At 72.6% G+C, this 22,093-nt stretch carries 18 protein-coding genes; 11 read left to right on the forward strand and 7 right to left on the reverse strand.

What is annotated here, in order from left to right; translation table 11 throughout:
- Window positions 1–145: DUF397 domain-containing protein (locus tag VE614_RS14870; protein ID WP_324936790.1), on the forward strand; the 145-nt coding region annotated here is incomplete at its 5' end.
- Here the strand turns inward: VE614_RS14870 and VE614_RS14875 are convergent.
- A complete protein-coding gene (locus VE614_RS14875) occupies window positions 111–572 on the reverse strand; it encodes an ankyrin repeat domain-containing protein (protein WP_324936662.1) in 462 nt (153 codons plus the stop codon). The two genes, VE614_RS14870 and VE614_RS14875, sit on opposite strands and share 35 nt — an antisense overlap.
- A 124-nt stretch (window positions 573–696) precedes the next feature.
- On the opposite strand from VE614_RS14875, the gene helR reads away from it, so the two are divergent.
- The 4 genes from helR (at window position 697) to VE614_RS14895 (ending at window position 8,598) form a co-directional block, all read left to right on the forward strand.
- Entirely contained in the window at window positions 697–2,835 is a 2,139-nt protein-coding gene (gene helR / locus VE614_RS14880) for an RNA polymerase recycling motor ATPase HelR (RefSeq protein WP_324936664.1), read from the forward strand.
- 132 nt (window positions 2,836–2,967) lie between these two features.
- Window positions 2,968–7,629, forward strand: a complete 4,662-nt coding sequence (locus VE614_RS14885; RefSeq protein ID WP_324936666.1) for a DUF6531 domain-containing protein — start codon at window positions 2,968–2,970, stop codon at window positions 7,627–7,629.
- 22 nt (window positions 7,630–7,651) lie between these two features.
- The gene (locus tag VE614_RS14890; protein WP_324936668.1) at window positions 7,652–8,080 is read left to right on the forward strand and encodes a hypothetical protein; all 429 of its coding nucleotides are present in this window, start codon (window positions 7,652–7,654) and stop codon (window positions 8,078–8,080) included.
- Window positions 8,077–8,598, forward strand: coding sequence for a hypothetical protein (locus tag VE614_RS14895; protein ID WP_324936670.1), 522 nt, complete (start codon window positions 8,077–8,079; stop codon window positions 8,596–8,598). The genes VE614_RS14890 and VE614_RS14895 overlap by 4 nt, the downstream gene beginning before the upstream one ends.
- Window positions 8,599–8,681: 83 nt before the next feature.
- Here VE614_RS14895 and VE614_RS14900 read toward each other — a convergent pair whose 3' ends face one another.
- The 6 genes from VE614_RS14900 to VE614_RS14925 form a co-directional block, all read right to left on the reverse strand.
- A complete protein-coding gene (locus tag VE614_RS14900) occupies window positions 8,682–9,101 on the reverse strand; it encodes a hypothetical protein (RefSeq protein WP_324936671.1) in 420 nt (139 codons plus the stop codon).
- A 129-nt stretch (window positions 9,102–9,230) separates the two neighbouring features.
- Entirely contained in the window at window positions 9,231–10,745 is a 1,515-nt protein-coding gene (locus tag VE614_RS14905) for an alpha-N-arabinofuranosidase (protein ID WP_324936672.1), read from the reverse strand.
- A 77-nt stretch (window positions 10,746–10,822) separates the two neighbouring features.
- Window positions 10,823–11,794 (reverse strand): arabinan endo-1,5-alpha-L-arabinosidase, encoded by a 972-nt coding sequence (locus VE614_RS14910; RefSeq protein WP_324936674.1) that lies wholly within the window; start codon window positions 11,792–11,794, stop codon window positions 10,823–10,825.
- A 2-nt stretch (window positions 11,795–11,796) separates the two neighbouring features.
- Window positions 11,797–12,657 (reverse strand): carbohydrate ABC transporter permease, encoded by an 861-nt coding sequence (locus VE614_RS14915; protein WP_324936676.1) that lies wholly within the window; start codon window positions 12,655–12,657, stop codon window positions 11,797–11,799.
- Window positions 12,654–13,595, reverse strand: coding sequence for a sugar ABC transporter permease (locus VE614_RS14920; protein WP_324936678.1), 942 nt, complete (start codon window positions 13,593–13,595; stop codon window positions 12,654–12,656). The genes VE614_RS14915 and VE614_RS14920 overlap by 4 nt, the downstream gene beginning before the upstream one ends.
- Complete coding sequence (locus VE614_RS14925; protein WP_324936680.1) at window positions 13,592–14,950, reverse strand: extracellular solute-binding protein; 1,359 nt, start codon at window positions 14,948–14,950, stop codon at window positions 13,592–13,594. Before VE614_RS14925 ends, VE614_RS14920 begins: the two co-directional genes overlap by 4 nt.
- A 241-nt stretch (window positions 14,951–15,191) precedes the next feature.
- On the opposite strand from VE614_RS14925, the gene VE614_RS14930 reads away from it, so the two are divergent.
- The 6 genes from VE614_RS14930 to VE614_RS14955 all read left to right on the forward strand — a co-directional run bounded on the left by VE614_RS14930 (window position 15,192) and on the right by VE614_RS14955 (window position 22,074).
- Window positions 15,192–15,800: a toxin-antitoxin system, toxin component family protein gene (locus tag VE614_RS14930; protein WP_324936682.1), complete on the forward strand. Its 609-nt coding sequence runs from the start codon at window positions 15,192–15,194 to the stop codon at window positions 15,798–15,800.
- A complete protein-coding gene (locus VE614_RS14935) occupies window positions 15,797–17,008 on the forward strand; it encodes an MAB_1171c family putative transporter (protein ID WP_324936683.1) in 1,212 nt (403 codons plus the stop codon). The genes VE614_RS14930 and VE614_RS14935 overlap by 4 nt, the downstream gene beginning before the upstream one ends.
- Window positions 17,009–17,767: 759 nt before the next feature.
- Window positions 17,768–18,277, forward strand: coding sequence for a toxin (locus VE614_RS14940; RefSeq protein ID WP_324936685.1), 510 nt, complete (start codon window positions 17,768–17,770; stop codon window positions 18,275–18,277).
- Window positions 18,274–19,458 carry an MAB_1171c family putative transporter gene (locus VE614_RS14945; RefSeq protein ID WP_324936687.1) on the forward strand — a complete coding sequence of 395 codons (1,185 nt, stop codon included), beginning with the start codon at window positions 18,274–18,276 and terminating at the stop codon, window positions 19,456–19,458. The genes VE614_RS14940 and VE614_RS14945 overlap by 4 nt, the downstream gene beginning before the upstream one ends.
- Entirely contained in the window at window positions 19,455–20,630 is a 1,176-nt protein-coding gene (locus VE614_RS14950; RefSeq protein WP_324936689.1) for an MAB_1171c family putative transporter, read from the forward strand. The genes VE614_RS14945 and VE614_RS14950 overlap by 4 nt, the downstream gene beginning before the upstream one ends.
- Window positions 20,631–20,688: 58 nt before the next feature.
- Window positions 20,689–22,074 (forward strand): NAD(P)/FAD-dependent oxidoreductase, encoded by a 1,386-nt coding sequence (locus VE614_RS14955; protein WP_324936691.1) that lies wholly within the window; start codon window positions 20,689–20,691, stop codon window positions 22,072–22,074.
- Window positions 22,075–22,093: the final 19 nt, after the last annotated feature.

Here is a 22,093-nt window from a genome sequence, read left to right on the forward strand (position 1 = left end):
CGGCGACTGCGTAGAAGTCGCCCTCACCCCCGCCAGCGTGCACGTCCGTGACTCCAAGGACAAGGCGGGCCCCCGCCTCGCCCTCTCCCCCGCCGCATGGGGCGACTTCCTCAGCCACACCCGTCTGCGCGGGGAGACCCCGTAGCGGCCCCCGCCGTCCGCAAGGCCTCCGCCGTCTCGGCGTGACCCCCGGCCTCCGCCCAGGCCAGCGGCGTGAGCCCGATCCCCCCGTCTTCCCGGAGGTGGGGATCGGCGCCATGGGCGAGAAGGACCCGGACCGTGTCCGTGTGGCCCCAGCAGGCGGCTCCGCACAGCGGTGTGCCCTCGCTGCCGTGGCCGCTCTCGGTGTCGGGGTCGGCGCCGGCCGCCAGCAGGGCGCGGACACTGGCGGTGTCCCCGTGGACGGACGCGGCGTACAGGGGCGTCGTGCCGTCGGCGTTGGGGATCCGCGGGTCGACGCCCGTGCGCAGCAGCGCCCTGACTTCGGTGTGCTCGCCGAGGATCGCGGCCATCACGAGCCGCGCCGTCAACTTCTTCTGGCGCCGTCTGTTCATGCGGCCATGAGAGCACAAGGCGACGACGCCCTCCCCGCCATATACAACGTATAGCGCACCGGGGGGCTTGCGGCAAGGCCCCCACCATGCCGGACAATCACTGATCCAAGCCGTCTACCTGCGGAAATGGTGGATCTACGACGTGCCCGCGTTCGACCTCCCCGCCCACCTGGCCGCCAAGGCCGACCCGACCCTGATCGCCGACGACGAAAAGCACTTCCAGGCCATCGCCGAAAGCCTGGAGCAGACGATCACCGAACTGTCAGACCGCCTCGACGCCGAACTGAAGGCGCCCGGCGGCGTCGGCCGGGCGGCGATGGACCGGGACGCCGAAATCCACCGGCTGACCGGCCGGCTGCGGGCCCTGCGCCGCTTCGGACTCGACCTGTGCCTCGGCCGCATCGTCGGCGCGGACCACCCGGAGCCCCTCTACATCGGACGGCTCGGCCTCACCGACAGCGGCGGACGGCGGCTCCTCGTCGACTGGCGCTCCCCCGCCGCCGAACCGTTCTTCGCGGCGACGCACGCCAACCCGATGGGCCTGGCCAGCCGCCGCAGATACCGCTGGACCGGCGGCCGGATCACCGACTACTGGGACGAGGTGTTCACCGCCGACGGGCTCGACGGGCACGCCGCGCTCGACGACCAGTCCGCCTTCATCGCCAGCCTGGGCGGCAACCGGTCGGCCCGGATGCGGGACGTGCTCGCCACCATCCAGGCCGACCAGGACGCCATCATCCGGGCCGGATCGCGCGGCGCCCTCGTCGTCGACGGCGGCCCGGGCACCGGCAAGACCGTCGTCGCCCTGCACCGCTCGGCGTATCTCCTCTACTCCGATCCCCGCCTCGTGCAGCGCCGGGGCGGCGTCCTGTTCGTCGGCCCGCACCGGCCCTACCTGGACTACGTCTCCGACGTCCTGCCCAGCCTGGGCGAGGAGGGCGTGCGGACCTGCGTCCTGCGCGACCTCGTCGCCGAGGGCGAGCGGGCGGGGACCGAGGCCGACCCGGAGGCGGCCCGGCTCAAGTCCTCCGCGGAGCTGGTGAAGGCGATCGAGAAGGCCGTCCGGTTCTACGAGGAGCCGCCCGCCGAGGGGATGACGGTCACCGTCGAAGGGGCCGACCTCCGGCTGAGCGCCGCCGACTGGGCCGAGGCGTTCGCGGCCCCGCCGCCCGGCACCCCGCACAACGAGGGACGCGATCTGATCTGGGAGGAACTGGTCACCATCCTGTGGGACCAGTACGACGGCGACGTGTCGCCGGAGCTGTTCCGCAGGGCGCTGGCGCGCAACGAGGAACTGACCGGCACCCTGCGCCGAGCCTGGCCGCTGCTCGAAGCGGCCGACCTCGTCGGCGACCTGTGGTCGGTCCCCGCCTATCTGCGGATGTGCGCCCCCTGGCTGACCAAGGACGAGGTGCGCAGGCTCCAGCGCAAGGAGGCCCCCCAGGCGTGGACGGTGTCCGACCTGCCGCTGCTGGACGCGGCGCGGCAGCGGCTCGGCGACCCGCAGGCGTCCCGGCGCAGGCGCCGGCACCGAGCCGCCGTCGCCGCCGAGCGCACCCGCATGGAGGCCGTCATCGACAACGTCCTCGCCGCCGACCCCGACGGCGAGAGCGCGGTGACCATGCTCCACGGCCGCGACCTGCGGGACAGCCTGGTCGACGACGGCGCGCTGCCCGGCGCCGACCGGGACCCGCTGGCCGGCCCGTTCGCGCACATCATCGTCGACGAGGCGCAGGAACTGACCGACGCGGAATGGCAGATGCTGCTGCTGCGCTGCCCGTCCCGCAGCTTCACCATCGTCGGCGACCGCGCCCAGGCCCGGCACGGGTTCACCGAGTCGTGGCGGGAACGGCTGGAGCGGGTCGGGTTCGACCGGATCGAGGTGGCCTCGCTGACCGTCAACTACCGCACCCCGGAGGAGGTCATGGCGGAGGCCGAGCCGGTCATCCGGTCCGTCCTCCCCGACGCCAACGTGCCGACGTCCATCCGCTCCGGCGGCCTCCCCGTCGTCCACGGCCCCGTCGCGGACCTGGACCGGTTCCTCGGCGCCTGGCTGGCCGAGCAGGCCGACGGCATCGCCTGCGTGATCGGCGCTCCCGCGTTCCGCCCGCCGTCACCCCGCGTCCGCTCGCTGACCCCGGAACTCTCCAAGGGCCTCGAATTCGACCTGGTCGTCCTCGTCGACCCGGAGCGGTTCGGCGAGGGCGTCGAAGGGGCGGTCGACCGCTATGTGGCGATGACCCGGGCGACCCGGCAACTGGTCGTCCTGCGCGGCGCCTGACCCCGGCCGGGGCGACGGATCGCAACCGGCGGCTCGGTCCCGAGCGTCCCTGGATAGGGTCCGACGAGATCGAAAGGCACACAGGACAGCCGGGCAGCCGGACGGTGCGCGCATTCACGGGGAACGACAGGCATGGGTTACACGATTCCGGGCTGGCTCGACGAGGTCCTTGACTTCATCGGCATCAACTTCCCGAACGTGGACGAGGACGACTACCGCGAGATGGCCGAGGCCCTGCGGGAGTTCGCGGACAAGTTCGAGGGCCACGGCGGGGACGCGCACAAGGCGTTCTCCCGCATCCTGTCCTCCTCCGAGGGCTGGGCCGTCGACGCCATGGAGAAGCACTGGAACAAGGTCAAGGGCAGCCATCTGGAACAACTCCCCCAGATCGCCCGGCTGTTCGCGGACGCCTGCGACACGCTCGCCGACATCGTCTTCGGGATGAAGCGCAAGGCCGAGATCGAGCTGGGCGTGATGGCCGCCTCGGTCGGTATCTCGGCCGGTCTCGCCGTGGTCACCGGCGGGCTGTCCGCGCTGATCGGCGCGGCCGAGGTCGCGGCGATGCGGCAGGTGGTCAAGCGGATCATCGACGAGGCCGTGGAGCGGATCGTCGACGAGGTGCTCGCCAAGCTCACCGAACCGGTCAACGCCAAGCTGGAGGCGATGGTCGAGGACATGGTGCTCGACCTGGCCGAGGGCGCGTTCTCGATGCCGCCCGCGGACGGCGGCGCCGAGGGCCAGGGCGGGCACGGCGGCAAGGGCGGGATGCAGCTGGCCTCGGCGGGCGGCGGTGACGGCGGGGGCGGTGGCCCGCAGAAGCGCACCCGCATCGACCACTTCGAGTTCGAGAGCGGCGCCGGGAAGGTGTCGGGACACGGCGGCGCACTGCGCCTGGCCGCCTCCTCGCCGCTGAACCGGGCGCGCACCGCGTTCGGCCGGAGCAAGGGCCGCGACCCGTTCACGGAGGCCTTCGACAGCGTGCTGCACGGCGCGCTCAAGGGCACCGACAAGGCCATGGACAAGGTCGCCAAGCACATCACGGAGACCGTTCCGGCCCGGGTGAAGGCCGCCTCCAAGCTGCACAAGGGCAACGACCTCGGCGTCGGCGACCGGGCCAAGGGGATCGACGTCGGCAAGCACGGCGACGGCAAGGACGGGGGCGAGGGGTCCGGTGCGGGCACCCGCCCCAAGACCGACGCGGACGACAAGCGCGACCCGAACCTGCCCGAACGCTCCAGGCAGGCCCGCGCGCTGACCGACAAGGAGACCTGCGGCGACCCCGTCGACATGGCCACCGGCCAGATGGTCATGGCGCAGACCGACGTCGACCTGCCCGGCGTCCTGCCGGTGACCCTGCGCCGCACCCACCTCACCGGCTACACGCACGGCAACGCCTTCGGCCCGTCATGGGCGTCCACGTTCGACGAGCGCCTGGAGAAGGACCCGCGGGCGGGCGGCGTGTGGTGGCGCCGCGAGGACGGCTCCAGCCTGTACTACCCGCGCACCCCGGACATCGTCGGCGACCGCGTCGACCCGGTGGCGGGCGAGCGCCTGCCGCTGACGTACGTCTCCCAGGGCACCTCCTACGTCCTTGTGGTGCAGGACCCGACCACCGGCCTGACCCGCTCCTTCGAACCGGCCGAAGCCACCGAGGGCGTCTGGTGGCTGGCCCACGTCGAGGACCGCAACCGCAACCACGTCTCGTTCGAACGGGACACGAACGACCTCCTGACCGGGATCACCCACTCCGGCGGCTACCGGCTGACGCCGGTCTGCGACGCGGACACCGGCCGGGTGACCTCCGTGCACGCCCTCACCGAGGACGGCCCGCTGCGCCTGCGCGCCTACCGCTACGACGAGGGCGGCGACCTGGTGGAGGTCGTCAACGCCGTCGACGCGGCCACCCGCTACACCTACGACACCGCGCACCGCGTCACCGGCTGGCACGACAGCAACGGCACCACCTTCACGTACACCTACGACGACCAGGGCCGGGTCACCGCCACCCACGGCAGCGACGGCATCCTCGACTCCCGCATCTCCTACGCGGGACCGGACCCCGACGGCACCACCACCGTCACCTACACCGACTCCCTGGGCCACGCCACCGTCTACCGTGCCAATCCGCTCGGCCAGATCGTCGCCCTCACCGATCCGCTCGGCAACACGACCACCCAGACCTGGGACCTCCGCGACCGGCTGCTCAGCCGCACCGACCCGACGGGCCACACCGTGGTCCACCGCTACGACGACGCCGGGCACCTCGTGGCCGTGGTGCGCCCCGACGGCACCGAGACCACCGCCGAGTACGGCGCCTTCCCCCAGCCGGTCAGCATCCGCACCCCCGACGGCAACGTCACCCGGTACACGTACGACACCCGCGGCAACCGCACGTCCGTCACCACGCCGGCCGGCCACACCACCCGCTTCGGCTACGACGAGGCGGGCCGCCTCACCTCGGTCACCGACCCGCTCGGCAACGTCACCACGATCGGCTGCAACCCGGCCGGCCTCCCCCAGGAGATCACCGACCCGCTCGGCGCGGTCACCCGCCAGACCCACGACGCCCTCGGTCGCCCGGTCACCCGTACCGACCCCACGGGGGCCACCACCCTGATGGAGTGGACGCCCGAGAACCAGCTGGCCCGGCGCACCCTGCCCGACGGCACCCGGGAGTCCTGGACCTACGACGGCGAGGGCAACTGCACCACCCACACCGATCCGCTCGGCGGCGAGACCCGCTTCGAGTACACCCACTTCGACCTGCTCACCGCCCGCACCACCCCCGACGGCGTGCGCTACGAGTTCGCCCACGACACCGAGCTGCGCCTCACCAAGGTCACCAACCCGCAGGGACTGACCTGGACCTACACCCACGACGCGGCGGGCCGGCTGACCGCCGAGACCGACTTCGACGACCGCACGCTCAGCTACCGGCACGACGCCGCGGGCCGTCTGACCGCCCGCACCAACGCCCTCGGCGAGACCACCGTCTTCGAGCGCAACGCCCTGGGACAGATCCTCCGCAAGGACGCCGCCGGGCGGGTCACCACCTTCACGTACGACGCGCTCGGCCGGCTCGCCGAGGCCACCGGCCCCGACGGCGTCCGGGTGGCCATCGACCGCGACCGGTACGGCCTCGTCCGGTCCGAGACCGTCGACGGCCGCACCCTCACGTACACCTACGACGAGCTGGGGCGCCGCAACGGGCGCACCACGCCCACCGGCGCGACGACCACCTGGTCGTACGACGCCGCGGGCCGCCGCACGAGCCTGCTGGCCTCCGGCCGCCCCGTCGACATCGCCTTCGACGCCTCGGGCCGTGAACTCACCCGCCGCGTCGGCGACTTCCTCACCCTGGAGAACGCCTACGACCCCCTGGGCCGGCTCGCCGCCCAGACGGCCACGAGCGCGGACGGCCGCACCCTCCAGCGCCGCGCCTACACCTACCGCGCCGACGGCCACCTCGCCTCCCTCGACGACCGGATCAACGGCCCGCGCGCCTTCGAACTCGACCCGGCCGGCCGCGTCACCGCCGTCCGCGCCGAGGGCTGGAGCGAGAGCTACGCCTACGACGAGGCCGGCAACCAGACGCGCGCCGACTGGCCCGCCTCCCACCCCGGCCAGGAGGCCACCGGCGAGCGCTCCTACACCGGCACCCGCATCACCCGCGCCGGGAACGTCCGCTACGAACACGACGCGCTGGGCCGCGTCACGCTGCGCCAGAAGACACGGCTGTCCCGCAAGCCGGACACCTGGCGCTACGAGTGGGACACCGAGGACCGGCTCACCCGGGTGACCACCCCGGACGGCACCGTCTGGCGCTACACCTACGACCCCCTCGGCCGCCGCGCCGCCAAGCTCCGCCTCGGCGCCGACGGCGAGACGGTCGTCGAGCGCGTCGACTTCACCTGGGACGGCACCATGCTGTGCGAGCAGACCACATGGTCCGCGGACCTGCCGAACCCGGTCACGCTCACCTGGGACCACCAGGGCCTGCATCCCATCGCGCAGACCGAGCGGATCACCGCGGCGCACGCCCCGCAGGAGGAGATCGACTCCCGCTTCTTCGCGATCGTCACCGACCTCGTCGGCTCCCCCCGCGAGCTGGTCGACGAGCACGGCGACGTCGCCTGGCGCACCCGCACCACCCTCTGGGGCACCACGACGTGGAACAAGGACGCCACCGCCTACACCCCGCTCCGCTTCCCCGGCCAGTACAGCGACCCCGAGACGGGCCTCCACTACAACTGCTTCCGCCACTACGACCCGGAGACCGCCCGCTACCTCACGCCCGACCCCCTGGGCCTGACACCGGCGCCCAACCCGGCGGCGTACGTCCCGAACCCCCACCGGTGGACGGATCCCCTCGGCCTCGCGCCCGAGTGCGGTGAGCGGGAGTTCTACACGGTCCAGGACCGCGAGAACGCGGCGCGGCTGCGGGCGGACGGAACGCCGTGGCCCACCGACGAGCACCGGGCCCACCTGGGCCCCGGTGTCTATTCGTGGGGCACGCGGGAAGAGGCCGAGCGCTACGCGGAGCTGTTGCGCAACCGGCGCGGCGCGGACGTGGAGATCATGCCGTTCCGGGTCAGCGAAGCGGATCTGGACGCCATGCGCCAAGCCCACGTGGGCACCATGAGCCAGACCGAGATGGACGAGTTCATCGACCGGCACAGCATCATGTACGGGCGTGGCGAGCCCCACGACTACGACTACATCTCCCGTCCCACCAACATGGGAACGGAGAACTACTTCCACTCCCGTGTCTTCGACCGGCTGAGATTCCTTTAGGGACGGAGAAGAAGGCCCACCCATGTCAGTCACGCACGTGTACAAGAAGCGCATCGGCCCGTGGGGGCTCGTCGCCCGCGTCACCCTGGACGCCGGGCCCGTGGACGAGCCGCCGCGCGAGGCGCGCGGAATCGGCGATTCGCGCGTCCGGCTGCTGCTGCCGCCGCGGGGAATCACCCCGGCGGAAGCGCGGTGGATGGCGTTCGGCCTGGGCCTGGTGTCCGGGCAGCTCGAAGCTGTCTGGGCCGGGACCGGCCCCATCCTGGTGCGGGTGACCGACTGGGACGTTCCGATGCTCACGGACTACCAGGACGAGGTCGCCGCCGCCGCCCTCATCGAGTGCCTGCGGGAGCACTACGGCATCCCCGGCGTCGAGGCCGGTCCCACCTTCGACCGGGAGCGGAACCGGTACGAGTTCGCGTGGGAGGGAAGGCGGGTGGACGGCACGTGATCCACGACCTCGGCAGCGTCACCGCCGAACTGGACCGTGTACGGCGGCGCCCGGCGGCCGAGTCGGCGCCGCCGGTGCTGGCGGAGTTCACCGTCGACATCGCCGAGGGCTCCGAGGAGGGCTACCCGGAGCGGGTGCGGCAGGTTCTCATGGCGGCGCTGGAACTGGCCCGCACCGCTGAGTTCGGCGACGAGGACCTGCCGACGGACGGCTTTCCGGACTGGTTCACCGAGGCCCCCGACAACGCGGCGTACCGGCGCCGCGGCGGAGGCGGCCCCTGGTCCCCGCAGGACTGGATCCACCGATTCGACCCGGACGATGATTCCCGCGGCTGGGAGTTCTGGGACGTCGTCCCGGTCGGCCCGGCACAGGTCCGGGTCTGGGTCGACAGCTGGGGCGAGTCCTTCTTCGGCTGCCTCGAGCTGCTGTGGCTGCTGTACACGGCCGGCGCCGCACACGTCGATGGACCGGCGGTCCGGGCCGCGAGCGCGTGGGTGTCCGACGCCGCCGGCCGGTGAGGGAAGGCGGCGCGGGGACCCCGACTGGACGGGCGGCCCGGTACCCGGTGTCCGGCCGGGTACCGGGCCGCCCCTTTACCGCCTTACGGCGTGGCCAGGGGCCTCGCCCAGGTGGACAGGTCGTCCACGGAGTCGCCGCCCACGCTCGCCGTGTACGTCTGCGAGCCGGCCCGGACGTCGAGGACGAGCTGCTTGGACAGCAGCGCGCGGCGCCGCGTCACCCGGGCGTCACCGGTGAACGCCTTGCGCACCAGCTCCGCCACGTGTTCCGCGCGCACGTCCTCGAACGTGAAGTCGTCCAGCATGAGCCGTGCGCTCCCGGGGTGATTGCGGGCGCCCATGACGAGGACGTACACGTCGTGACCGTGGACGTCACCGTCCCAGTCCGCCACCCAGGCGTCCCCCTCCCACCGCTCGCGCGGCGCGGGGTCCGCCACGCCCAGCGACCGGAGCGCCGCTTCCAGGCCCGCCGAAGCGGACGGTCGAGGGGCAGTCTCCGCCATGTCCACAACCACCTTCCGACTCTCAGATCCCAGTGTCTCCCCCGGCCGGACTCGACGCGGAAGACGGTCCGGGCCACCCGGCGGGGCGACCGGGGACGGGACAGGCGTCCCGGCCGCCCCGCGCCCCGGTCAGGCGAGACGGATCACGTTCCAGGACAGTGGCTCCAGTACGGCGTTCAGGCGGCCGTCCGTGAGGGTCGTGCCCTCGACGGGGTGCGGGGTGACCCGGTCGGGGGCGTCGAGGGTGTTGCGGGCGTCGGGGTCGGCGTCCGCGAGGGCGCTGTGCTCGACGACCCGGGTGAGGCCGAGGCCGTTCAGGGCCACCTCCAGCGGGAGCGCGTCCGTGCGGCCCCGGTTGACGGCGAACACGGTGACCGTGCCGTCCTCGGCGCGTACGGCGGTGGCGTGCAGGAGGTCGGTCTCGCCGTACTTCGCCGTCTCGTACGTCGGGGAGTCGACGCGGACGTCCAGCACCTCGCCGCGGCCGTACTTCGACGCCTGGGCGAAGGGGAAGAACGTCGTCTGGCGCCAGGCCGGGCCGCCGGGCTCGGTCATGATCGGGGCGATGACGTTCACCAGCTGGGCAAGGCAGGCCACGGCCACGCGGTCGGCGTGGCGGAGGAGGGCGATCAGGAGGGAGCCGAAGACGACGGCGTCGGTGACGCTGTAGTTGTCCTCCAGCAGGCGCGGGGCCTCGGGCCAGTCGTGCCGCTCGAACGTCTTGGCCCGCTCCTCCCAGCGGGAGAGGTACCAGACGTTCCACTCGTCGAAGGAGAGGTTGATCTTCTTCTTCGACTTGAGGCGGGCGCCGACGTGGTCACAGGTGGCGACGACGTTCTCGATGAAGGACTCCATGTCCACGGCGGACGCCAGGAAGGAGTCCACGTCGCCGTCGACCGGCTCGTAGTAGGCGTGCAGGGAGATGTAGTCGACCAGGTCGTACGTCTCCGCCAGGACCGTCGCCTCCCACTCGGCGAACGTCGGCATGGACTGGCCCGAGGAGCCGCAGGCGACCAGTTCGACGCCCGGGTCCGCCTGGCGCATCGCGCGGGCCGTCTCCGCGGCGATCCGGCCGTACTCCCGGGCCGTCTTGTGGCCCGTCTGCCAGGGGCCGTCCATCTCGTTGCCCAGGCACCACAGGCGGATGTCGAAGGGCTCCTCGTCGCCGTGCGAGACGCGGAGGTCGGACAGGGCCGTGCCGGCGGGGTGGTTGGCGTACTCCTGGAGCTCCAGGGCCTCCGCGACGCCCCGCGTGCCGAGGTTGACGGCCATCATCGGCTCCGCCTGCGGGCCGATCTTCTTCAGGAAGGCGATGTACTCGGAGAGGCCGAAGCGGTTCGTCTCCGTCGAGTGCCAGGACAGGTCGAGGCGGCGGGGGCGGTCCTCGGCCGGGCCGACCGAGTCCTCCCACTTGTAGCCGGAGACGAAGTTGCCGCCGGGGTAGCGGATGGCCGTCACGCCGAGTTCGCGGACCAGGTCCAGGACGTCCTGGCGGATTCCGGCCTCGTCGGCGGTGGGGTGGTCCGGTTCGAAGACGCCGGTGTAGACGCAGCGGCCGAGGTGTTCGACGAAGGAGCCGAAGAGGCGGGGGTTGACCTCGCCGACGGTGAAAGCGGGGTCGAGGGTGAAGCGGGCGGGTCGCATGGGCGCCTTTCCGTGTGAGTGGCTTGTGGTGCGTTGGCGGGTGCGGGTCTGTGGGGGGCGCGCAGTTCCCCGCGCCCCTAAGAGGCCTCGGGCCAGCCTTCTCTTGACCAGTTCAGGGCGTTCAGGCCCAGCTTCGGCGTGCCCTCGTCCTCGGCGTCGTAGTAGTGGTACGCCAGCCAGTCCTTGCCCTTGTCGCGGAAGACCGACTGGCCGCCGGTGCCGATGAAGCGGCCGTGGCCCTCCAGGACGAGGTCGCCGCCGCCGTTCAGCAGGGGCGTGCCCGCGCTGTCGACGTACGGGCCGGTGATCTTCGTCGAGCGGCCGACCTTGATCTTGTAGGTGGAGTTCACGCCGGAGCAGCAGGCGTCGTAGGAGGCGAAGAGGTAGTAGTGGCGGCCGTGCTTGACGATGTAGGGGCCTTCGACGGCGTAGGGGGCGTCGGGGCGGGTCGCCAGGTGGTGGACCGTCGCTCCGGGGACCGCCTTCCCGGTCTTCGGGTCGAGTTCGACCATGCGGATGCCGGTCCAGTACGAGCCGAAGGACATCCACAGCTTGCCGTCGGCCTCGGTGATCGCCGGGTCGATGGCGTTCCAGGGGTCGGTGCGCTCGGAGGAGAAGACCTTGCCGTGGTCGGTCCAGGTGCCGGGGCGGCCGGACTTCGAGGTGGCGACGCCGATCGCGGAGTGGTTGCTGCCCCAGGAGGAGACCGCGTAGTAGAGCCAGTGGCGGCCGTCTCGGTGGGAGAGGTCGGGGGCCCACGGGTCGGCCTTGTCGTTGTACTCGTACCACCAGGCCGGGGGCCGGGCGAAGGCGTTGCCCGCGTCGGCCCAGTGGCTGCCGTCCTCGGAGAGGCGGGCGCCGATGATCCCGCCCGTCGAGTACGCCACGTAGCCGCCGGACTGCAGGCGGGCGACCGTGGGGTCGTGGATGATCTGCTGTCCGGTGAGGGGGCGGGGGTCGGGGTAGGTCTCCGCCGCCTGGGCGGTGGTGGGGAGCAGGACCATGAGGGTGGCCGTCGCGACGGCGGTGAGGGTTCTGCGCACGGTCACGGTCACTGTCCCGCCAATCCCGTGTGGGCGACGCCCGCCACGATCTGCCGCTGGAAGAAGACGAAGACGATGATCAGGGGCAGGCCCGCCATCAGGCCGCCGGCCATGAGCTGGGCCCACTGGATGCCGTAGGAGTTCATGACGGTCGCGATGCCGTTCGGCATGGTCATCAGGTCGGGGTTGTTGGTGACCATGTACGGCCACAGGAAGTTGTTCCACGACGCGATGAAGGTGAAGATGCCGACCGCGGCGAGGGAGGGGCGGGCGAGCGGGACGACGATGGTGAAGAAGACCCGCCAGCGGCCCGCGCCGTCGATGAAGGCGGCCTCTTCGAGTTCGCGCGGGATGCCCTGGAAGAACTTGTAGAGGATGTAGACCATCGCGGCGGGCGCGCACTGCGGCAGGATCATGCCCCAGTAGGTGTCGACCATCCCCAGCTGCTGGACCGTGGTGAAGAGGGGGACGCCGAGGACCGCCGGGGAGACCATCAGGCCCGCCATGACCACGCCCATCAGGACGCCCTTGCCGCGGAACTCGGTGCGGGCGAAGCCGTATCCGGCGAGGGCGCTGACGGCCAGCACGACGGTGGTCACGCAGACGGAGACGACCAGCGAGTTCACGAACCAGTTGGTGATGTTGCCGGACTCGAAGATCGCCGACCAGGCCTGGGCCGTCCACTCCTTCGGCAGCCAGTGCGGCGGCACCTCGACGGCCTCGGTCTCCGACTTCAGCGAGGTGAACAGCGCCCAGGCGAGCGGGGAGAGGAACACCGCGGAGACGGCGGCGCCGAGGAGGGTGAGGACGATCTGGCTGGGGGTCCACACCTTGCGCGGCTTGACCCGGATCTGTGTGGCGGTGGTCATCGGCCGCCCTCCTCACGGTCGCGCAGCAGCCACATCCGCGCGAGGGCGACGGCCGCGATGATCAGGAAGAAGATGATGGAGATGGCGGAGGCGTAGCCCACGCGGTAGCTGGTGAAGCCCTCTTCGAGGGTGTACTGCACGAAGGTGCGGGTCGAGTTCTCGGGGCCGGGGCCGAAGTCCATCATCACCACGGCCTGGTCGAAGACCTGGAGCGAGGCGAGGATCTGGAGCGCGATGACGAGGCCGGTGATGTTGCGCAGCATCGGCAGCGTGATGTGCACCATGCGGTGCCAGGCGTTCGCGCCGTCCAGTTCGGCCGCCTCGTAGAGGTGGCCGGGGATGCCCTGGAGGGCGGCGAGGTAGAGCAGGAAGCTGAAGCCGACCGTCCACCACAGGGTGGTGATGACGACGGCGAGCATGGCGTACGACTTGTCGGTGAGCCACGGGGTGTCGATGCCGAAGACGTGGTTGATCATCCCGGTGCCGGGGTTGAACAGCCACTGCCACAGGTTGCCCGCGACGGTGGACGGCAGCAGGAACGGGGCGAAGAAGCACAGCCGCCACAGCCATTTCCCGCGCTCGATGTGGTGGGCGAGCATCGCGAGGAGGAAGGCGAGGACGGTGATGCAGGGCACCACCAGGAGGGTGAAGTACGCGCTGTGGCCGAGCGCGTCCCACATCAGCTGGTCCTGAAGGGCCTCGCGGTAGTTGTCGAGGCCGACGAAGCTCGCGCCCTCGCCGGAGATGTTGGCGTCCGTGAAGCTGAGCCAGAGTCCGCGCAGCAGCGGCCAGACCACGAACAGCGCGAACAGCGCCAGGAACGGGGCGACGAACCAGCCGCCGTGCTGGAAGCCCTGTCTGCGGCGGACGGTGGCGCTCGCCGCGGCGGTCTTCGCGCGGACGGGGGCGATGACGGTCTCCGCACTGGTCGTCGTCATGCGACCGCACCTCCCTGCGCGGCGGTCTTCCCGTCCATGGGGTTCTTCATGGCGAGGAGGCCGGTGAGCGCGCTCTTCATCCGGCGGGCGGCGGCGTCCGGCTTGGCGGAGCCCATCGTCGAGGAGACGATGACCGGTCCGATGCGCTGGGCGAGGATGCCGGTGGAGCCGGCGAACCACACCTTCGGCTCGGTGGCCTGGTGGTCCATGGCCGAGACGTACTCGCTCTGCGGGTTCAGCTTCCGGTAGCCGGGGCTGGTCAGGATGGGGGTGTAGGCGGGGATGTGACCGCCCCCCGCCCAGGTCTGGGCGTTCTTGACGATGTAGGCGGCGAGCCGGTGGGCCGCCTCGTCGGCGGCGCCGCCCCGGCCGGACTGGTGCGGCAGCACGAAGGCGTGCGACTCGGCGTGGGTGGCCTGCTTGCCGAAGACGGGCGGCAGCGGGGTGGCGCCGTAATCGACCTTCGCGGAGTCGAAGACGGGCACCGACCAGTTGCCCTCCCAGACGAAGGGGGAGCCGTTGATGAACTGCTCGGCGCCCGCGCCGCCGCCGAAGTTGGGGTTGGCGTACCCGTCGGTGATGTGCCGGCGCAGGAATTCCAGGACCTGGGTGGCCTTGTCGGTGTCGAAGGTGACCTCGGTGCTGGTCTCGTCGAACCAGGTGCCGCCGAGCTGGGTGTAGAAGGCGACGAAGAACCACCACTGGAAGTTCTGGTCGTTGAGCCACAGGCCGATGGTCTGGAGCCCCTTCTTGGTGGCCGCCCTGGCCTCCTTCAGCATGGCGAACCACTCGTCGGTGGACGTCGGGGTCGCCATCCGTCCGTCGGAGCCGAGCAGGCCGGCCTTGCGCAGCACGTCCTTGCGGTAGAAGCAGAGCTGGACGTGGATGTCGAGCGGGAGGGCGTAGAGCTTGCCGTCGATGACGGCGCGCCGCCACAGCTCGGGGTTGAAGTCGGCCTCCCGGACGCCGTACTTGGCGAGCAGGCCGACGTCCCAGGGGTCCAGGAGGCGGCCGGGCGAGAAGCCGGTGACCCGGCCCAGGTGCATGACACCGAGGTCGGGGGCGCGGTTGCCGGCCGCCGCCATGGCGAGCTTGGTGTAGAAGGGGTTGCCCCACTGGAGGGTGGAGTCCTTCACCGCGATGTCCGGATGCTCCGCGCGGAAGGCGTCCAGCATCGAGACCATGTTGTAGCCGTCGCCGCCGCTGAAGAGGTTCCAGTACCTCACCCGCGTACGGGCGCCGGAGGCGAGCGCGTCGGCGCCGGTGCCGAGGGCGGCGAAGCCGAAGCTTCCCGCGATCGTCAGTCCGCCGAGGGTGGCCAGCAATTGCCTGCGGTTCAGGCCAGGTTGTCCCATTCCCTGCCCTTACTGTTCGAGTTCTATCGAGACACGTCACAAAGGTTTCGAGAGGAGGCGAGATAGATGTTCGAGATATCGAATGCCGCTCGTAACTTCGAACGGACCGTAAGGTCGAAGCGCGTGCGCGTCAATGGGTTGAACAGGAACTTGCGAAAACAGCGTGGTCGCGCCCGGACCCGGCCGCGTACCCTCGACGCGTCGCCGTGCGGCGCACAGACGGCGGCGGGAAAGAGGAGCGATGGACAACCCGGGCGCGCGGCACAGGGCCGGCCGGCTCGCCGCGGCGCTGCGACGCGCACGGACCGGCTCCGCCATGCGCGACCTGGCGGCCCGGCTCGACACCGCCCTGCGGGCCCGGCCCCAACCCCCCACCGACGTACGACAGGTGTGCCGGGCGGTGTGCGAGGAGATGAGCGCGCGGCGCGGCGGACGGCCGGTGGAACTCCGCTTCGAGCGGTTCCCCGACGAGATCGAAGTCACCGGCCTGTGGGTGGAGTTCCAGGACTTCGACCTGGTCATCGTCGAGGAACGGGCCGAAGCCCTCCAGCAGCTGGTCATCCTCGGCCACGAGCTGTGGCACATGCACGCCGGGCACGGCCATCACCGCCTGACCGGCACGGCGGCCGCGCGGGCACTCGCCGCCGGCCCCGGCTGGCGCGACGTCGCCCTCACCGTCGCCGCCCGCGACGGCTCCCGGCAGCGCGAGGAGGCCGAGGCCGACGACTTCGGGCACCGGCTGGCCGCGACGTTCCGGCCGCTGGTGACCGGCGAAGACGGCACCGGGACGCCGCCCGGTCCCCTGCAAAGGTCCCTCGGTTACCACGGGCGCCGGGGCACGCCACGGTGACGAGTGCCGCCGCCCGGCTCGCCCTGAACCCAGCGGAGTTGGTCGACGCGCACTACCCCACCCTCTGGTGGCTCCCCGCCGGGTTCCTGACCGCCGCGCTGGCGGTCAGGCTGCCCGGCATCATCCGGCTGTGGCGGGATCCGCTCAAGCGGGCGGTCGGCGGACTGCTGCTGCTCGCCTCCGCGGTGTTCGTCTTCGTCGCGCCGTCGACGATCGGCTGGGTCAACCGGGTCACCGGCGTGCCGAACATCTCCGCGCCGTGGGTGTACTCCCTGCTCACCGCGTTCTGCGGCGCCTCCCTGCTGCTGATCACCACCTGGCGCGGCGGCCCGTCCGGCCGCTCGGCCCGCACCCGCCGCCGGGTGAGCGCGAGTTACGCGGGAGTGATCCTCGCCCTCTGGGCGCTGTTCGCCCTGGCGGAGGTACCGGAGGAACGACTGCGGGACCTGGACACGTACTACGCCACCACGCCCTACGCACGCGAGATGATCCTGCTCTACCTGCTCGCGCACACCGTGGCCGGGCTCGTCGTCAACGCGCTGATCTGGAACTGGGTGCGCACCGGCCGCCTCGACACCTGGCTGCGCGCGGGTCTCGCCTTCCTCGGCGCCGGCTTCGCGCTCCAGCTCGCCTTCGACGCCGCCAAACTCACCGCCGTCGGCGCCCGCCTGGCCGGCCGGGACCTCGACTGGCTCAGCACCACCGTGGCACCGCCCCTGGCCAGCCTGTCCGCCGTGCTCGTGGCGGTCGGCTTCATCCTGCCGCACGCCGGACAGCACCTGCGCGACCGCCGCCGGACCCGGCTCGCCCACCGCGCGCTGCGCCCGCTGTACCGGCTGATGAAATCCGTCGACGGCGGCGGCGTGCCCTTCGCCCTGCGCTCCACCCCCGAACTCCGGCTGATCCGCCGCGAGACATTCATCCGCGACGTACTGCTGCCGCTGACCCGCTTCCTCGACGACGACCTGCGCCAACGGTCCTACGCCGCCGCGCTCGCCCTCGGCTTCCCCGCGGACCGGGCGAAGGCCCTCGCCGCCGCGGTGACGATCCTGGACGCGGTGGAGAACAGGACCCCCCACCCCCGCGAGAGCCACCTGGACACCACGGAACTCCTGCGCGAGATCACGGCCGTGTCCCGCGCCCTCGGGCAGGAGGACGCCCTCCGCCGCGTACGCGCCCGAGCCGCCACCCCCCGCGTCCCCGGCTGACCGGCCCACGACGACCGGCGCCGCACCGCGGACGACCGGACGCGCGACCGGGCGTTCCCGCCCGCCCCGTGACCACGGGACCCCCCCGTTCGTACGCCAGGGCACACCTCCGCGGCCCCGTCCGCGCCGACGGCCCCCGCACCGGCACCGGCCCGGTCCCCGGGGCGACCACCGGACCGGCCGCCCGAACGACCACCGGTTCGGCTGCCCGGACCGCCACCGGGCCGGCCGGCGAAGCGGCTGCCGGGCCCACCCCCGGGCCGGCCGCCGGAGCGGGCCGCAGGCCCGCGGCCCGCGCGGGACACCGGCCCGTGGGCGCACGTGGCCAGCCGGGCGCGAGGCACCGAGGCGGGCCGGGGCCCGGCCGGGCCCCGCCCCACCGGCGGTGGCGGCGGCGCGGCCGCATCCGGATCCCGGGCGCCCACGTCGCCCCCGACCGCACCACCGGTGCCGGGCAGCGGGCCGCCACCCGCACGGGACGCGGGGCCCTGTGCGCAGGTGGACAGTTGGGCGCGGGGCGCCGACGCGGGACGAGGACCGGTCGGGTGCTGCCCACCCGGGGATGGCGGAGCCGCGCTCACCTGGGGGTCGGCGCGTCCGGTTTTCGGCCATTGTTGTTCGGGCGCCTGACCGTCTTCGTCCGTAACACCCTCATTCCTCCCGGCCTGCTTTCCCCACCCGGATGACGGGAGGTGGCTGAAGCGATGCCGGTCTTGGCATATTGCTGCATCGAACACCCGCGCAGCCACGGGGAGAACCGTGCGAACGAACAGGGAGATGCGTCGTCTCGCCGACGCCCTCATCGACTCCATACGGGTGCCGGTTCCCGCGGATCCCGAGGTCATGTTCCAGGCCGTCGTCGAGGCGGCCACGCGGTGGCGCGGACGGAAGATCGTGGTCCACCGGGAGGTCTTCCCTCCGCACACCGCCAGCGGCCTCTGGCTGGAAGGGGAGACCCACGACAACGTCGTCGTGGACAAGCGGGCCGCCGTATGGCATCAGATCGTGATCTTCTGCCACGAGGTGTGGCACATGCACCAGCGGCAGACGGCGGGCGGGCCGGACGGCCTCCGGGCCGCCGCGGCGCGCACCGACTTCACCCTCGCCGACGAGCAGGAGGCGGACCGCTTCGGCATGCTGATGGGCCGCCGGCTGCGCACCTGGCTGGAGGCCCCGGCGGACTCCGTGTACGCGGACCGGGGCGACGACACCCAGGACCTCGCCGGCCGCATCGGGGCCGCGCTCAACTACCGCGGGACCCGGCGATGAACGCACTGACCAACTACCTCAGCGCCGGCCTCCTCTGGCTCGGCCTGCTGCTGAAGTCCCCGGATCTGCTGCGCCACCGGCACGACCCCTATCTGCGGTCCATGTGCGCGGTGCTGGCCCTGGCCGGCCTGTGCTTCCTGCTCGGCGCGCCGCCCACCATCGGCGCCGTCAACCGGCTCAGCGGCATCCCCAACCTGGCGGCGCCGGTGACGTACGTGGCGATCACCGCGTACAGCGCCGCCTCGCAGGTGCTGATCGTCCGCTGGCGCGGCGGGCCGGGGATGCGGCGCACGGCGCGGCGCTGGGTCCTCGCGTACACGGGCGTCGTCACCGGCATCGTGGTCATGTTCGTCCTCGGCGAGGCCCCGGTGGAGCGCCGCACCGACCTGGACACCTACTACGCGAGCACGCCCTACATCCGCGAGATGATCCTGCTCTATCTGCTGGGGCATCTCACCGCGTCCGCCGTCACCACACTCTCCGCGCTGCGCTGGGCCCGCCACGTGCGCGGCTGGCTGCGGGCGGGCCTGGCGACCCTGGGCCTCGGCACCCTGTGCGGCGCCGGGTACAGCGCCGGCAAGCTGATCGCCGTGTCCGCCCACTGGGCGGGCCACGACTGGTCGGCACTGGACCGCGATGTCTCCCCGGCGGCGGCCGGTCTCGGCGCGGTGGTGACCGCCTCCGGGATCCTGGTCCCGCTGGCCGGTCCCCGGCTGACGGAGTGGCGGCGGGCCCGGCGGGCCTACGTCCGTCTGGAGCCCCTGGAGCGCGAGCTGGACGACATCCTCGCCCGCCGCGCCCTGCGCCTGCCCCGCCCGCGCTGGGCCTCCCCCGCCACCCGGCTGGTGTGGCGGCAGACCAGCATCCACAACGCCCTCGGCTATCTCGACGCGTACGTGGACTGCGCGCTGTACGACGAGACCCTGCGAACCGTGCTGCGCGCGACGGGCGACCCGGAGCGGGCGTCGGCCGTGGCGTGGGCGACGGTCATCGCGGCGGCGGTGCGCGAGGCCGCCGACCCGGCGAACGCCCGGCCTCCCTGCCCGCCCGGGCTCTTCCCCGACCGGGCGCCGGAGCCGGCCGCGCTGGTGGACATCGCCGACGTCCTGGCCACCTCCGTGCTCCCGCACGGCGCGCCGGGGCCGCAGCCGGTGACCGTCGCCCGGAGCTCGCACGCATGAGCCTCGTCGTCTTCGTGGGGGCCGGCGCGCTGGCGCTCGCCGCCCTCGTGCTGTTCCGGCGGCCGGGCACCCACGTACGCAACCCGCTGACCGTGTCCACCTGCGTGGCGATCAGTCTCGGCGCGCTGGTGTTCTGCTGCTCGGCGCCGGTGACGCTGGCCGCCGTCAACGACCTCACCGGCGTCCCCAACTTCGGCGCCCCGCTCACCTACGGCATGCTCTCCGCGTACAGCTGCTCGCTGCTGATCCTGCTGGTCTACTGGCGGGGCGGGGCGCGGGAACGGGTGCGGCGGATGGTCCGGTTCAGCATCGCGGCCTACGGCCCGCTGATCGTGGCCATCGTGGTGCTGTTCGTCCTCGCCGACGCGCGTACCGAGCGGCTGACGGACCTCGACACCTACTACGCGAACACGCCGTACATGCGCGAGATGATCGTGCTGTATCTGCTCGGGCACACCGCCGCCATGGTGGCCATGTGCGTCGTGTGCCTGAAGTGGGGCCGCGAGGTCACCGGGCTGCTGCGCACCGGGCTGCGGCTGATCCTCATCGGGGCGCTGCTGGATCTGCTGGGCTTCCAGGCCACCAAGTACGCGGCCGTCGTGGCCCGCTGGACGGGACACGACCTCGACGTCCTCTCCACGAGCGTCGCCCCGCCGATGGCCTCGCTCGGCGCCCTGGTCTGCTCCGCCGGCTTCGTGCTGCCGAGGCTGTTGCCCGCCGCCGTGGCGCACTGGTGCGGGCTGCGGGACTACTGGCGGCTGGGACCGCTGTGGTCCCGGGTGGAGTTCGTCTCGACGGCCCCGAAGCCGCCCGCGTCCTGGTGGCACCTCCCGCTGGAGCGGCTGCACTGGCGGGAGGTGGCCATCCATGACGCGCTGCTCGCCCTGGCGCCGTACTTCGACGACCGGGTGCGGCGGACCGCCCTGTCGGCCGCGCTGGACAGCGGCCGTACGCCGCACCAGGCGCGGATCGCGGCGGAGGCGGCCATGCTCGACGCGGCCGCCCGGCGGGCCGCCGCCCGGCAGGCGCCGCTGCCCGCGCCCACCACCTACCGGCTGCACGCCACCGAGGTGTCCGGCGCGGGCGCGCTGGTGGAGCTGGCGCAGGCGCTGGCCCGAACTCCCGCCGCGAGAACGGCGGGTGAAGGTACGGTGAAGGCCTGCCAGGACTGACCGCCTGCCACACCGGACGCCTGGTCGCCCGCCGTCCCGGCCCAGTGCGAGGAGCCCCATGCCGCGTAGAGCTGTCGTCATCGGAGCCGGACTGGCCGGAATGCTGGCCGCGGCGGCCCTGTCCGCCGTCGCCGACGAGGTGATCGTCTGGGACCGCGACGACCTGCCCGACGGGCCCGAGCACCGCAAGGGACTCCCGCAGGGCCGCCACGCGCACATGCTCCTGGCCGGCGGCCTCGCCGCGATGGAGGACCTGGTGCCCGGCGTGAGCGTACGGGAGCGACTGCTCGCCTCGGGTGCCAGGGAGGTCTCGCTCGCCTCCGGCATGGTGTCGCTGACCCCGGAGGGCTGGCTGCGGCGCTGGCACGGTCCGGGACCGCACATGCTGGCGTGCAGCCGGGCGCTGCTGGACTGGGTGGTGCGGGAGGCGGTGCCGGCGCACACCGGGGCGAAGCTCCGCAAGGGGCAGGTGGTCGAACTGGCCGGGGACGCGCGGCGGGTCACGGGCGTACGGGTGTCGACGCCGAGCGGCACCGAGGACCTGGACGCCGACTTCGTGGTCGACGCGAGCGGGCGCGGGTCCCGGGTGGACGCCTGGCTGCGGGCGATGGGCGTCACCGACGTCCGCGCGCAGACCGTCGACGCCGGGCTGGTCAACGCCACACGCGTGTACCGCATACCCGAGGGCGCCGAGGACTTCCCCGTCACCGTCCTGCACGCCGACCCGTACGGGTCCCGGCCGGGCCGCAGCGGGATGGTCCTGCCCATCGAGGGCGGCCGCTGGATGGCGAGCCTCGCCGGCACCCGCGGCGGCGGCGAGCCCCCGTCGGACCCGGACGCCTTCCTGCGGTACGCCCTCGGCCTGCCGCACCCCATCGTGGGCCGGCTGATCTCCCGGGCCGAACCGCTCACCGACGTCCACGTCAGCCGCAGCACCGGCAACCACCGGCGCCACCTGGAGAAGACCCGCCGCTGGCCCGAGCGGTTCGTCGTCCTCGGGGACGCGCTGGCCACCTTCAACCCGGCGTACGGGCAGGGCATGTCGGTGGCCGCGCTCGGCGCGTGCGCCCTCGCCCGCGAACTGGGCCGCGCCGGGCTCACCGGTCCCGGTGTCGCCCGGCGGGCGCAGCGCGGGGCCGCCCGGGCGGTGCACGCGGCCTGGACCATGGCGGTCGGCCAGGACATCTGGTACCCGGGCACGCGCGGCGGCACGCCGGGCCTCGCGGACCGCCTGGCGACCGGGTACACCCGCCGGATGACACGCGCGATGACCGGCTCGTACAGCGCGGCGTCCGCCGTGTGGGAGGTCAGCAGCATGACGGCGGGACCGGAGCGGTTGCTACGGCCGGGGGCGGTGCTGGCGGCGGTGGTGGGCCCGGTGAAGCGGCCCCTGTCCGCGCCTCCGCTGAGCGCGGAGGAACTCCGGCTGGCCGGCCTGTCCTAGGCACCCGGTGCGGTGGGAC

It is taken from the genome of Streptomyces sp., from assembly GCF_035645055.1.
Taxonomy (GTDB): Bacteria; Actinomycetota; Actinomycetes; order Streptomycetales; family Streptomycetaceae; genus Streptomyces.